Genomic DNA, 12,784 nt, shown 5'->3' on the forward strand with positions numbered 1-12,784 from the left:
CCCCGGTATTATTGCTGTTATGGGTTTGAATCGAGCTTAGCCTTGTTCATTTTTTTACACAACACCCCCGTAAAAAATACAACACGGCCCGCTTTAGCCTGCTAGTCCCAAGCCCTCTAAACCCAAAAAACCGCCCCAAAAAGCCCCAAAAAAGGCCTCAGGGCGCTTTTTTAGGGCAAAAAAGGCCTTGCTTGACTTCGGCATGCCGTTCGGGTTGACTGAAACCAGAAAAGATCAATGATTGATATTTTTAACAACAAAGGTGTTGCATCATGTCGGTACCCCCGCGTGCCGTTCAGCTTAACGAAGCGAACGCGTTCCTTAAGGATCATCCTGAGGTTCTGTACGTAGACCTTCTAATTGCGGATATGAATGGTGTGGTGCGCGGTAAGCGCATCGAACGCACCAGCCTCCACAAGGTTTACGAGAAGGGCATTAACCTGCCTGCCTCTTTATTTGCCCTGGATATCAACGGCTCGACGGTGGAAAGCACCGGCCTGGGTCTGGACATCGGTGATGCTGACCGAATCTGTTATCCAATCCCCGACACCCTGTGCAATGAACCCTGGCAAAAGCGCCCCACCGCGCAACTGCTGATGACCATGCACGAACTTGAAGGTGAACCTTTCTTCGCCGATCCTCGCGAAGTGCTCCGCCAAGTTGTAAGCAAATTTGACGATCTTGGCCTGACCATCTGCGCCGCCTTCGAGCTTGAGTTCTACCTGATCGACCAGGAGAACGTGAACGGCCGCCCACAACCGCCCCGCTCGCCGATCTCCGGCAAACGCCCGCACTCGACACAGGTCTACCTGATCGACGACCTCGACGAATATGTCGACTGCCTCCAGGACATTCTGGAAGGTGCCAAAGAGCAAGGCATCCCGGCTGACGCCATCGTCAAGGAAAGTGCCCCGGCGCAGTTCGAAGTGAACCTGCACCACGTCGCCGACCCGATCAAGGCTTGCGACTACGCGGTACTGCTCAAGCGCCTGATCAAGAACATCGCCTACGACCATGAGATGGACACCACCTTCATGGCCAAGCCTTACCCAGGCCAGGCAGGCAACGGTTTACACGTACACATCTCCATTTTGGACAAGGACGGCAAGAACATTTTTGCCAGCGAGGATCCCGAGCAGAACGCCGCACTGCGTCACGCGATCGGCGGTGTGCTCGAGACCCTGCCCGCCCAAATGGCGTTCCTGTGCCCCAACGTCAACTCCTACCGTCGTTTCGGCGCACAGTTCTACGTGCCGAACTCGCCGTGCTGGGGCCTGGACAACCGCACTGTGGCGATTCGCGTACCCACCGGCTCGTCCGATGCCGTGCGTATCGAACACCGCGTGGCCGGTGCCGACGCCAACCCTTACCTGCTGATGGCTTCGGTCCTGGCGGGCGTGCACCACGGTCTGACCAACAAGATCGAGCCTGGTGCTCCGGTGGAAGGCAACAGCTACGAGCAGAACGAACAGAGCCTGCCGAACAACCTGCGTGATGCATTGCGTGAGTTGGACGACAGCGAGGTGATGGCCAAGTACATCGATCCCAAGTACATCGATATCTTCGTCGCCTGTAAGGAAAGTGAGCTGGAAGAGTTTGAACACTCCATCTCCGACCTTGAGTACAACTGGTACCTGCATACTGTGTAAGCAGTTGCAGTTTTAAAGAATGCCGCAGGCTTTATGGCCTGCGGCATTTTTTTTGGCTGTTGTGGCGAGGGAGCTTGCTCCCGCTGGGCAGCGAAGCGGCCCCAATAAGATCACCGAGTTCCTCCAGGCAGAACCGGGGGCGATGGTTTTGGGTCTGCTGCGCAGCCCAGCGGGAGCAAGCTCCCTCGCCACAAGGTATGGATCATCCAGTGGCTCTGCGTACAATGCGCTCTGCCTTGTAGGAGACTTCCATGCCCACCCGCCCCGCCGCCCCTCGCAAACCCCGCGCCCGCAGCCAGGCCCGGATCGATGCGATCCTCGACGCCGCTCGCACATTATTGGCGAGCGAAGGTGTGGCGAGCTTGTCGATCTACAGCGTGGCCGAACGGGCGCAGATCCCGCCGTCGTCGGTGTATCACTTTTTCGCCAGCGTGCCGGCATTGCTGGAAGCGCTGACTGCCGATGTACATGCGGCTTTTCGCGCCGCGATCCAGGCGCCTATCGAGCATGATTCACTCAAGGTGTGGCGCGACCTGTCCTCTATCGTCGAGCAGCGCATGCTCAGCATCTACAGCAACGACGCGGCTGCACGTCAGTTGATCCTGGCGCAACACGGGCTTGCCGAAGTGACCCAGGCGGACCGTCAGCATGATTTGGAGTTGGGGGATTTGATGCTTGAAGTGTTCAACCGCCACTTCGAAGTGCCGACCTTGCCCACCGACGTCGATGTGTTCGCGCTGGCGCTGGAGTTGAGCGACCGCGTGTACGCGCGTTCGGTGCATCAGCATGGGCAGATTACGCCGCGCATGGCCGAGGAAGGGATGAGGGTGTTTGATGCGTATGTGGGGCTTTATTTGCCGGCGTATTTGCCTAAGCGCTGAGCCTTGTGGTGGCTGCACCGGCCTCTTCGCGAGCAAGCCCGCTCCCACATTTGAATGCATTCCATAGTTGGAACTCGGTCAAATGTGGGAGCGGGCTTGCTCGCGAAGGCGGCATCAAGAGCACCGCAGAATTCGATCACAACTTGGCGATCGACACCTCGGTGGACTTCACAAAGGCAATCACTTCGCTGCCGATCACCAGTTCCAGCTCTTTGACCGAGCGGGTAGTGATCACCGAAGTCACGATGCCGGACGCGGTCTGCACGTCGATTTCCGACAGCACGTCGCCTTCGACGATTTCCTTGATGGTGCCTTTGAACTGGTTACGTACGTTGATGGCTTTGATAGTCATGGTGGTTTTCCTCTATGAGTTATTGAGCCCAACGCAATTGCGTAGGCAGCGGTGAAACAGGTTCAGGTTCCGGCGGCGAGCCTGGCAGCGACAGCACCCGGTTAAGCACTTCGGCTTCCAGCGCGGCCAGGCGATGTGAGCCCCTGGCGCGTGGGCGCGGTAGATCGACGATCAGGTCGAGGCCGATTTCGCCGTCTTCGATCAGGATCACGCGGTCGGCAATCGCCACGGCTTCGCTGACGTCGTGGGTGACCAGCAACACGGTAAAGCCGTGCTTCTGCCAGAGGTTTTCAATCAGTTGCTGCATCTCGATGCGGGTCAGTGCGTCCAGCGCGCCCAAAGGTTCGTCGAGCAATAGCAGGCGCGGCTGGTGAATCAACGCGCGAGCCAGGGCCACACGCTGCTTCTGGCCGCCGGACAAGGCCGCCGGCCATTCATTGGCACGCTCGGCCAAACCCACCGCTTCCAGCGCTTCCAACGCCTTGGGGCGCCAGTTGCCCTTGAGGCCAAGGCCCACGTTGTCGATGATCTTTTTCCACGGCAGCAGACGCGCTTCCTGGAACATCAGCCGCGTGTCTTCAATCGCCTCGTTCAGCGGCGCGGAGCCGGCCAGCAGCTCGCCGCCACTGGCTTTATCCAGGCCTGCGAGCAGACGCAGCAAGGTACTTTTGCCGCAGCCGCTGCGGCCGACCACGGCCACGAACTGGCCAGCCGGAATGTGCAGATCAATCTCTTTGAGTACTTCCCGCGCACCAAAGGCCTTGCGCAATTTGCGCACCGCCAGCGGGATGCCCTTGAGCAGGCGCGGAGGTTGTTGAGCGGTCATGCCGCACCTCCTTTATTCACTTGGTAAGCCGGATGCCAGCGCAGCCACACACGTTCCAGGCCACGCGCCGCGAGGTCGGCGAGCTTGCCGAGGATGGCGTACAGCACAATCGCCAGTACCACCACGTCGGTTTGCAGGAATTCGCGGGCGTTCATGGCCAGGTAACCGATGCCGGAACTGGCCGAGATGGTTTCCGCCACGATCAGCGTCAACCACATAAAGCCCAGGGCGAAGCGCACGCCCACCAGAATCGAAGGCAAAGCGCCCGGCAGGATCACTTGCCAGAACAGGCTGAAACCCGACAGACCATAGCTGCGCGACATTTCCACCAGCGCCGGGTCGACGTTGCGGATGCCGTGGTAGGTGTTCAGGTAGATCGGGAACAGCGTGCCGAGGGCGACCAGGAAAATCTTCGCCGTCTCATCAATGCCGAACCACAAAATCACCAGCGGAATCAGCGCCAGGTGCGGCACGTTGCGGATCATCTGCACCGAGCTGTCCAGCAGGCGCTCGCCCCACTTCGACAGGCCGGTGATAAAGCCCAGGGCCAAACCGATGCTGCCACCGATCACGAAGCCCAGGCCCGCACGCCAGCCGCTGATGGCCAGGTGCGTCCAGATCTCACCGCTGCGTACCAGGTTGACCCCAGCTTCAATCACCGCACTGGGCGCCGGCAAAATGCGCGTCGACAACCAGCCCGCCGACACCGACAGCTGCCACACCGCCAACAACAGAATCGGCAGCACCCAAGGCGCAACGCGATGGCTTAATTTTTCATAGTTCATGGCTACGCCTCAGCTCTGCGACGCAGCTTTGGGAAGAATGTCGTTGGCGACCATTTCGCCGAACGGGCTGACGTAACCGGCGCTTTTCGGCAGCTCGGGACGCTCGATATCCAGGTGCGGGAACAACAGTTCGGCAACCCGATACGACTCTTCCAGGTGTGGGTAACCGGAGAAGATAAAAGTGTCGATGCCCAGCGCCGCGTATTCCTTGACCCGCGCCGCCACGGTTGGGCCGTCACCCACCAGTGCGGTGCCGGCACCGCCGCGCACCAGGCCGACGCCGGCCCACAGGTTAGGGCTGACTTCGAGGTTGTCGCGGTTGCCACCGTGCAAAGCGGCCATACGCTGCTGGCCAACCGAGTCGAAACGCGCCAGGGATGCCTGGGCGCGGGCGATGGTTTCGTCATCCAGATGGGAAATCAGTTTGTCGGCGGCTTTCCACGCTTCTTCGTTGGTTTCGCGCACGATGACATGCAGTCGAATACCGAAGCGCACAGTGCGTCCAAGTTTTGCCGCCTTGGCGCGCACCTGTTCGATTTTTTCCGCGACGGCGGCCGGTGGTTCGCCCCAGGTCAACACCATTTCCACCTGTTCGGCTGCCAGGTCCTGGGCGGCTTCAGAAGAGCCACCGAAGTACAGCGGCGGACGTGGCTGCTGGATCGGCGGATAGAGCAATTTGGCGCCTTTGACGCTGATGTGTTGGCCGTCGTAATCCACGGTTTCGCCTTCCAGCACGCGGCGCCAGATGCGGGTGAATTCCACCGAGGCCTGGTAGCGCTCTTCGTGGCTGAGGAACAAGCCATCGCCAGCCAGCTCTTCCGGATCACCGCCGGTGACCAGGTTGAACAAAGCGCGCCCGCCGGACAAACGGTCCAGGGTCGCGGCCTGACGCGCCGCCACCGTCGGGGAGATGATGCCGGGGCGCAGCGCGACAAGGAATTTCAGCCGCTGGGTTACCGGGATCAGCGAGGCGGCCACCAGCCACGAGTCTTCGCAGGAGCGGCCGGTAGGAATCAGCACTCCGCCGAAACCCAGGCGGTCAGCCGCCTGGGCCACTTGCTGCAGATAACCGTGGTCGACGGCGCGGGCGCCTTCGGCGGTGCCAAGGTAATGGCCGTCGCCGTGGGTAGGCAGAAACCAGAAAATATTGAGGCTCATGGAGTTGTCTCCTGAAGAAGTCGGATTACGGCGCTTTGGCGACGGCGGCGGATGGAGTCCAGATCACGTCCTTGATGCTCAAGGGTTTGGGGATCAATTTGAGCTGGTAGAAGGTGTCGGCGATTTTCTGCTGGGCGGCGACCACTTCCGGGGTCAGGAACAGCGCGCCGTAGCCTTGGCGCTTGACCGAGGTCAGGGTGATGTCCGCCGGCAAGCCGAGCAGTGGTGCGACTTGTTCGGTCACTTCCTGGGGGTTGGCCTTGGACCACTCGCCCACGGCGCGCACTTCTTCCACCAGCGCCTTGATCACGTCCGGGTGCTGCGTGGCGTAAGGCTTGGTGGCCAGGTAGAACTGATGGTTGTCGGCAATGCCGGTGCCGTCACGCAGGGTGCGGGCTTGCAGCTGTTTCTCGGCGGCGGCCTGGTACGGGTCCCAGATCACCCAGGCGTCAACGCTGCCACGTTCGAACGCGGCGCGGGCATCGGCGGGTGGCAGGAAGATGGTTTGCACGTCGGTGTATTTGAGGCCGGCATCTTCCAGGGCACGTACCAACAGGTAGTGCACGTTGGAGCCTTTGTTGAGCACGATTTTCTTGCCCTTGAGCTCGGCCACCGATTTGATCGTCGAATCCTTGGGCACCAGGATCGCTTCACTGGTCGGCGCGGGCGGCTCGTAGGCGACGTAGAGCAAATCTGCGCCCGCCGCCTGGGCGAACACCGGTGGAGTCTCGCCGGTGACGCCAAAGTCGATCGCGCCGACGTTCAGGCCTTCGAGCAACTGCGGGCCACCGGGGAATTCGGTCCATTGCACTTGCACGCCCTGGGCGGCCAGGCGTTTTTCCAGCGAGCCCTTGGCTTTGAGCAGCACCAGCGTGCCGTACTTCTGATAACCGATCCGCAGCGTCTCGGCGGCCTGGGCTTGAACAATGGCGCCGAAGGACACAGCCGCAGCAAACAGTGCGACCAGACCACGACGCAAGATGACAGTGCGCATGGCGCTCTCTCCAAATAATGCGATGAGGGGGTTGGCTGCACCTGCTTGGCCGTTGGCGGCTGAGTAAGGTGAGTACTACAAATTCCGATACGGCTAAATGCTCCAGCGAGCACTTAACAAACGTTCATTCAACACATTCGGGTCCAGCGGTTTGGGGCGACGGGCCATGGCGCCATAGAGCGTCTCGAGGGCCTCGTGCAAACGCTGTTCAAGCACCGGCACCAGTTGCGCCTGGGCACTGCCTTCGGCGTAAGCGATCTGGCTGTCTTCGGCAAAGATACCGTGGAGCAATTCCTGGGCCTTGAGGGCCGATAACACCGGCTTCAAGGCGTAGTCCACCGCCAGCATGTGGGCGATGCTGCCGCCGGTGGCCATCGGCAACACGATCTTGTGGGCCAGGGCGCGTTCGGGCAGCAGGTCGAGTACGGTTTTCAGCGCGCCGGAAAACGAGGCCTTGTACACCGGCGTGGCGATGACCAAGCCGTCGGCATTGGCGATTTGCTGCAACAGATCGATGACTTTGGGGCTGTCGAAGCGGGCGTGCAGCAAGTCTTCGGCCGGGAAGTCCCGTATCTGATAACTCACCACTTCCACGCCTTTGTCTTGCAGCCACTGACGGGTTTTTTCCAGCAAGACCCCGGAGCGCGAACGCTGGCTGGGGCTGCCTCCAAGTGTTACGACCAGCATGCAGGTATTCCTTGGGCAAGTGTCGGCGGTTCGCTGGGTGGCGATGTCGCCAAGATGGAACAGACCCTATCAGCATATTTATATATCTTTAAATCTTATTTTTTCATTTGTTTATTCTATAAATGCATATGTAGATTATTAATCTCAAGGCGAAAAAAAAGGCCGTCGAAACGGCCTGAAAACCCCTGCTATGTGATTCGGTTTCAACTCAGGTTCTGTGGCGCATGCACCATCGCCATCGCGGGCAGGCCCGGCTCCCACAGGGGAATGCGGTCAACTGTGGGAGCCGGGCTTGCCCGCGATGGCGATCTCAGCTTCAGCGATTGGGCTGTGGGGTGAGGCGCAGGTACGGTTTCACCGCACGGTAACCCTTCGGAAAGCGCTTCTTGATCTCTTCCTCGTCCTTGAGCGACGGCACAATCACCACTTCATCGCCGTCCTGCCAGTTGGCGGGCGTGGCGACCTTGTGGTTGTCGGTCAGCTGCAACGAGTCGATGACCCGCAGGATTTCGTGGAAGTTACGGCCGGTACTGGCCGGGTAAGTGATGGTCAGGCGGATCTTCTTGTTCGGGTCGATCACGAACAAGGAACGCACGGTGAGCGTGTCACTGGCATTCGGGTGGATCAGGTCGTAGAGGTCCGACACCTTGCGATCGGCATCGGCCAGGATCGGGAAGTTGACGACAGTGTTCTGGGTTTCGTTGATGTCTTCGATCCATTTGTGGTGTGAGTCCACCGGGTCGACCGACAGGGCAATGACCTTGACGCCGCGCTGGGCGAATTCGTCCTTGAGCTTGGCGGTAAAGCCCAGCTCCGTGGTGCACACCGGAGTGAAGTCCGCCGGATGGGAAAACAACACGCCCCAGCTATCGCCCAGCCATTCGTGGAAACGAATCTTGCCGGCGCTGGAATCCTGTTCAAAGTCGGGGGCGATGTCGCCCAATCGTAGGCTCATGGTGTGGCTCCTGGTGAGTGCTTATGGAGCCCACTGTGCATGGGTTGCCGATTATTTAAAAAGAATAAATATCGATTTATCTAGACGATAAAGGAATATTAAAAATCTGTTCATTGGACTTGGGAACGGGCGAGGATCAACATCGGTTTCAAGGTTCGAGAAGGCCTTGAGACGCTGTAAAAAGAGGGGTTTCAGGAAGGGCTTGCGGGGGTTGAGCCCGACTTGAAAAGCAAGACACCTTGCCCGGCGTTGCGCCGGGCAAGGTTTACAGTCTTACAACAGCTTCACGCGACTAGAACAGTGGCAGCGAGTAGCTGACGATCAGACGGTTTTCGTCCTGGGAACGGGTGTTCGCCAGGTCGGTACGCCACATTGCGTTTTTCCAGGCAACGCCGAGGTTTTTCAGCGGGCCTTCTGGAATCACGTAGGCAACGGTGATGTCGCGTTCCCACTCGGACTGGCCGGTGGTTTCAGTACGTGCGTTAGTGTTCGCGATGGTGTCGATGTTGCTACCTTTGAGGTACACAACGCCAGCGGTCAGGCCAGGTACGCCAACCTTGGCGAAGTCATAAGCGTAACGAGCTTGCCAGGTACGCTCGCCAGCACGGGCGAACTTCTGGATCTGCATGTCGGTAGTGATGTAAGCCGACGAGCCGTCACCTTGGTTCAGCCAAGGGAAGTCGCTGCTGCCATTGCTGACTTGGTAACCGCCACCAAAGGTGTGGCCGGCCACGGAGTACAGGAAAAGGCCGCTGTACAGGTTGTTGTCGACTTTACCCTTACCGGCACGGAAACCGTTGTAGTTACCGCTGGTGTAGTACGAAGACGTATTACCGTTCAGGCCGTCGTCGGAACTGTTGAAATAACGCAGGTCAGACTTCAATACGCCCGGGCCGATCGACCAGTTATGGGTCAGACCCAGGAAGTGCTGCTTGTAGAAGTCTTCCAGGTTGCCGTAGTAGTACTGTGCGGTCAGATCTTTGGTGAGTTTGTAGTCACCACCGGCATAGTAGAACTTGTTGACGAACTTGCCTGCGGTGTAGTTCGAGCCACCGTTGGCACCACCCAGCGACAAACCTTCGTTGTTGCTGGAGTTACGGCCTTTGGCATGCTCAATCTGACCGGCAACCAGGGTCAAATCCTTGATGTCGTTGGTAGTGATCTGGCCACCCTGGAAGGTTTGCGGCAGCATACGACCATCGTTGGTCACGATAACTGGCAACTTAGGCTGCAACGTACCCAGTTTCAATTCGGTTTGGGAGATCTTCACCTTACCGGTCACACCGAGGCTGGCGAAATCGTTAACCGCGCGATTGCCGTCGCTTGGGAACACAGTACCGCCGGACGAAGTACCGGTGATGTTACCGCTGGTGCCGCGGCCAGAATCGAGGCGCACGCCGTACAAGCCGATTGCGTCAACGCCGAACTGAACCGTGCCTTGGGTATAGCCCGAAATGAACCGCAGATCGAAGCCTTGGCCCCATTCTTCGTTCCTGGACGGGTCTGCAGCACCATCACGGTTATCCGTGTTGATGTAGAAGTTACGCAGACCCAGTGTGGCCTTACTGTCTTCGATAAAACCGGCAGCGCCTGCTTGCTGAGCGATTGCGCCCAGGGTCACAGCCAACGCCAAGGTGGACTTCTTCATGTACCGCTCCTCTCATTTCTAATTTTTGTATTTCTTTGGTCTCGGGTCTGACGCCCTCGATCCACAGATGCGCGATTAGCGCCAGATAGTGACTACCAAGTCAATCGTAACCTTGTGTGTCTACTACCTTCGTCTAATCGCAGTTGATTTGGTCCCTGCAGGGTAATGAGTTTTTCATACACCCAAAAAGAATTGTTTCATTCTTTTTCATACGATTCAGGAATAAGCCTTGGCGGGCAGCGAGCTGATCAGCATAGATCAACCGCTCCATAAGCTAATTCCTAAAGGGTATTTACCAGCCTTTTTTTAGATCGATTAGTGTTGACGTACGGTTGCATACGTCACTCACGATCAAAAAGGCGACGCCATCATGGCCAAACGCACATCCTCCCGTCAATTTGTTACAGTTTTTGTGTCACTAATACTTTCTTTTGGTGTCAAAGCCGCCGATTTGACCATCGGCTATCAAACCGGCATCGACCCCAGCAAAGTCCCCCAGGCTGACGGCCTCTATGAAAAGGCCATCGGCGAGAAAATCGCTTGGCGCCGTTTCAACAGCGGCCCTGAAGTGGTCACCGCTATCGCCTCCGGCGATGTGCAGATCGGCAATCTCGGTTCCAGCCCCCTTGCAGCAGCGGCTTCACGCAATCTACCGATCGTGGCGTTTATCGTATCGGCGCAGATCAACACTTCTGAAGCCCTGGTGGTGCGTATTGGCAGTGGCATCGACAAACCTGCAGACCTGGTGGGTAAAACCATCGCCACCCCGTTCGTCTCGACCTCCCATTACAGCCTGCTTGGTGCGCTGAAGCACTGGGGCCTGGACACGCAAAAAGTCAAAGTGGTGAACCTGCAACCAGCAGAAATTGCTGCTGCGTGGAAACGTGGCGATATCGACGGCGCGTTCGTGTGGTCACCGGCGCTGGGGGAAATCCGCAAGACCGGCAAAACCCTGACAGACGCAGCCCAGGTGGGTCAGTGGGGCGCGCCAACGTTCGAAGTGTGGGTGGCGCGCAAGGATTTCGCGCAAAAACATCCTGACGTAGTGGCCAAGTTTGCCAAGGTCACGCTGGATTCCTTTGCTGACTATGCGGCCCATAAAGGCCGCTGGACCGTCGATTCCGAACCGGTGCAGAAAATCGCCAAATTGACAGGCTCGAATGCTGCCGATATCCCTGAACTATTGGCCGGCACCACCTTCCCGGATGCCCAGGCGCAGCAAACCGAGGCGCTGCTTAAAGGCGGCACGGCAAAGGCAATCGGGGAGACGGCGAAGTTTTTGAAGGAACAGGGGAAGGTTGAAACGGTGCTGCCGGACTACTCGGCCTTTGTGACCGATAAATTCATCCCTGAATAAATGCGATCACCTGTGGGAGCTGGCTTGCCTGCGATGGCATCACCTCGGTTTACCTGACAGACCGAGGTGCCCGCATCGCAGGCAAGCCAGCTCCCACACAAGCCAGCCCCCACATAAGCCAGCTCAGTGTTTTGTTAGAGCGCCTTCTCGAAAATCTTCGAATTACGCTGATAGTTGTACAGCGAGGCCCGCGCCGACGGCAGGCGGTCCACGCTGCTCGGCACAAACCCGCGCTCGCGGAACCAGTGGGCGGTACGCGTGGTGAGGACAAACAAAGTCTTCAAACCCTGGGCCCGCGCGCGGGTCTCGATGCGCTCCAGCAACACATCACCGCGTGCGCCGTGACGGTACTCCGGGTTGACCGCCAGGCACGCCAGCTCACCGGCATCCGAATCGGCGATCTGATACAGCGCCGCACAGGCGATGATCATGCCTTCGCGCTCGACCACGCTGAACTGCTCGATCTCGCGCTCCAACACCTCACGCGAACGCCGCACCAGAATGCCCTGCTCTTCCAGCGGGCTGATCAGGTCGAGCAAGCCACCGACGTCTTCAATCGCCGCTTCGCGCACCAGTTCGAATTGCTCCTGGGCCACCAAGGTGCCGCCGCCGTCACGGGTGAACAACTCGGTGAGCAGCGCGCCGTCTTCGGCATAACTGACGATATGGCTGCGCCCTACGCCGCCACGGCAAGCCTCGGCGGCGGCATCCAGCAATTCAGCCTGATAGTTGTTGCCCAAACGTTGCAGGTGCGCCGGCACTTGTTGCGGGCGCAACTCACGCACCAGGCGGCCATGCTCATCGATCAAACCGAGGTCGGCGCCAAACAGCAGCAGCTTGTCGGCGCCCAGGTCGATGGCGGCGCGGGTGGCGACGTCTTCGCAGGCCAGGTTGAAGATCTCGCCAGTGGGCGAATAACCCAATGGCGACAGCAGCACGATGGAGCGCTCGTCCAGCAGGCGATTGATGCCTTTGCGGTCGACCCGGCGCACTTCGCCGGTGTGGTGGTAGTCCACGCCTTCGAGCACGCCGATCGGCCGTGCAGTGACGAGGTTGCCGCTGGCCACGCGCAAGCGCGAGCCCTGCATCGGCGACGAGGCCATGTCCATGGACAGGCGCGCCTCGATAGCAATGCGCAGATGCCCAACCGCGTCGATCACACATTCCAAGGTCGCCGCATCAGTGATGCGCAAGCCTTCGTGGTAAGCCGGGGTGAGGCCGCGTGCTTCAAGGCGGGTTTCGATCTGCGGGCGCGAACCGTGCACCAGCACCAGCCGCACACCCAGGCTGTGAAGCAGCACCAGATCGTGGACGATATTGCCGAAGTTAGGGTGTTCCACGCCATCGCCGGGCAGCATGACCACAAAGGTGCAGTCGCGGTGGGCGTTGATGTAAGGCGAAGCATGACGAAGCCAATTGACGTATTCGGGCATAAAACCTGGGCCTGTAATAAAAAGCAGCCAAAAAAGGATGAATCGTGAAAGCGCACAGC

General features: G+C 58.9%; 12 protein-coding genes. 3 read left to right on the plus strand and 9 right to left on the minus strand.

The genetic code is table 11. The annotated features are described in order from the left end of the window. Positions 1-272 precede the first annotated feature (272 nt). Positions 273-1,649: a glutamine synthetase family protein gene (locus tag PSH96_RS27980; protein WP_003213894.1), complete on the plus strand. Its 1,377-nt coding sequence runs from the start codon at positions 273-275 to the stop codon at positions 1,647-1,649. A gap of 251 nt (positions 1,650-1,900) precedes the next feature. Next, positions 1,901-2,530 carry a TetR/AcrR family transcriptional regulator gene (locus PSH96_RS27985; protein WP_056860733.1) on the plus strand — a complete coding sequence of 210 codons (630 nt, stop codon included), beginning with the start codon at positions 1,901-1,903 and terminating at the stop codon, positions 2,528-2,530. A 136-nt stretch (positions 2,531-2,666) separates the two neighbouring features. On the opposite strand, the gene PSH96_RS27990 is transcribed toward PSH96_RS27985, so the two are convergent. The 8 genes from PSH96_RS27990 to PSH96_RS28025 all read right to left on the minus strand — a co-directional run bounded on the left by PSH96_RS27990 (position 2,667) and on the right by PSH96_RS28025 (position 9,935). After that, positions 2,667-2,882, minus strand: coding sequence for a molybdopterin-binding protein (locus tag PSH96_RS27990; RefSeq protein ID WP_003213899.1), 216 nt, complete (start codon positions 2,880-2,882; stop codon positions 2,667-2,669). Between the two features lie 19 nt (positions 2,883-2,901). Beyond that, positions 2,902-3,708: an aliphatic sulfonates ABC transporter ATP-binding protein gene (gene ssuB / locus PSH96_RS27995; protein ID WP_056860734.1), complete on the minus strand. Its 807-nt coding sequence runs from the start codon at positions 3,706-3,708 to the stop codon at positions 2,902-2,904. Next, positions 3,705-4,493, minus strand: a complete 789-nt coding sequence (gene ssuC, locus PSH96_RS28000; RefSeq protein WP_056860735.1) for an aliphatic sulfonate ABC transporter permease SsuC — start codon at positions 4,491-4,493, stop codon at positions 3,705-3,707. Before ssuC ends, ssuB begins: the two co-directional genes overlap by 4 nt. Before the next feature lie 9 nt (positions 4,494-4,502). Further along, positions 4,503-5,651 (minus strand): FMNH2-dependent alkanesulfonate monooxygenase, encoded by a 1,149-nt coding sequence (gene ssuD, locus PSH96_RS28005; RefSeq protein ID WP_305456466.1) that lies wholly within the window; start codon positions 5,649-5,651, stop codon positions 4,503-4,505. Between the two features lie 25 nt (positions 5,652-5,676). Next, positions 5,677-6,645, minus strand: a complete 969-nt coding sequence (locus tag PSH96_RS28010; protein ID WP_305456468.1) for a sulfonate ABC transporter substrate-binding protein — start codon at positions 6,643-6,645, stop codon at positions 5,677-5,679. 93 nt (positions 6,646-6,738) lie between these two features. After that, on the minus strand, positions 6,739-7,332 hold the full coding sequence (gene ssuE / locus PSH96_RS28015) for an NADPH-dependent FMN reductase (protein WP_056860738.1): 594 nt from the start codon (positions 7,330-7,332) through the stop codon (positions 6,739-6,741). A 316-nt stretch (positions 7,333-7,648) separates the two neighbouring features. After that, the gene (locus PSH96_RS28020) at positions 7,649-8,287 is read right to left on the minus strand and encodes a peroxiredoxin (protein ID WP_305456471.1); all 639 of its coding nucleotides are present in this window, start codon (positions 8,285-8,287) and stop codon (positions 7,649-7,651) included. 292 nt (positions 8,288-8,579) lie between these two features. Next, positions 8,580-9,935: an OprD family porin gene (locus tag PSH96_RS28025; protein ID WP_056860739.1), complete on the minus strand. Its 1,356-nt coding sequence runs from the start codon at positions 9,933-9,935 to the stop codon at positions 8,580-8,582. Positions 9,936-10,305: 370 nt separating this feature from the next. Here PSH96_RS28025 and tauA point away from each other — a divergent pair, with 370 nt between their 5' ends. Continuing rightward, on the plus strand, positions 10,306-11,292 hold the full coding sequence (gene tauA, locus PSH96_RS28030) for a taurine ABC transporter substrate-binding protein (protein WP_305456472.1): 987 nt from the start codon (positions 10,306-10,308) through the stop codon (positions 11,290-11,292). 134 nt (positions 11,293-11,426) lie between these two features. Here the strand turns inward: tauA and argA are convergent, their stop codons facing one another. Next, on the minus strand, positions 11,427-12,725 hold the full coding sequence (gene argA, locus PSH96_RS28035; protein ID WP_058421195.1) for an amino-acid N-acetyltransferase: 1,299 nt from the start codon (positions 12,723-12,725) through the stop codon (positions 11,427-11,429). Positions 12,726-12,784: the final 59 nt, after the last annotated feature.

Source organism: Pseudomonas sp. FP2338, from assembly GCF_030687515.1.
Classification (GTDB): domain Bacteria; phylum Pseudomonadota; class Gammaproteobacteria; order Pseudomonadales; family Pseudomonadaceae; genus Aquipseudomonas; species Aquipseudomonas salomonii.

Bases quoted from the DNA above. Each gene is read 5' to 3' on its own strand.
- ssuB (WP_056860734.1), bottom strand. From the start codon at position 3,708: ATGACCGCTCAACAACCTCCGCGCCTGCTCAAGGGCATCCCGCTGGCG.
- PSH96_RS27990 (WP_003213899.1), bottom strand. From the start codon at position 2,882: ATGACTATCAAAGCCATCAACGTACGTAACCAGTTCAAAGGCACCATC.
- PSH96_RS27980 (WP_003213894.1), top strand. From the start codon at position 273: ATGTCGGTACCCCCGCGTGCCGTTCAGCTTAACGAAGCGAACGCGTTC.
- tauA (WP_305456472.1), top strand. From the start codon at position 10,306: ATGGCCAAACGCACATCCTCCCGTCAATTTGTTACAGTTTTTGTGTCA.
- PSH96_RS28025 (WP_056860739.1), bottom strand. From the start codon at position 9,935: ATGAAGAAGTCCACCTTGGCGTTGGCTGTGACCCTGGGCGCAATCGCT.
- ssuD (WP_305456466.1), bottom strand. From the start codon at position 5,651: ATGAGCCTCAATATTTTCTGGTTTCTGCCTACCCACGGCGACGGCCAT.
- PSH96_RS28010 (WP_305456468.1), bottom strand. From the start codon at position 6,645: ATGCGCACTGTCATCTTGCGTCGTGGTCTGGTCGCACTGTTTGCTGCG.
- argA (WP_058421195.1), bottom strand. From the start codon at position 12,725: ATGCCCGAATACGTCAATTGGCTTCGTCATGCTTCGCCTTACATCAAC.
- PSH96_RS28020 (WP_305456471.1), bottom strand. From the start codon at position 8,287: ATGAGCCTACGATTGGGCGACATCGCCCCCGACTTTGAACAGGATTCC.
- PSH96_RS27985 (WP_056860733.1), top strand. From the start codon at position 1,901: ATGCCCACCCGCCCCGCCGCCCCTCGCAAACCCCGCGCCCGCAGCCAG.
- ssuE (WP_056860738.1), bottom strand. From the start codon at position 7,332: ATGCTGGTCGTAACACTTGGAGGCAGCCCCAGCCAGCGTTCGCGCTCC.
- ssuC (WP_056860735.1), bottom strand. From the start codon at position 4,493: ATGAACTATGAAAAATTAAGCCATCGCGTTGCGCCTTGGGTGCTGCCG.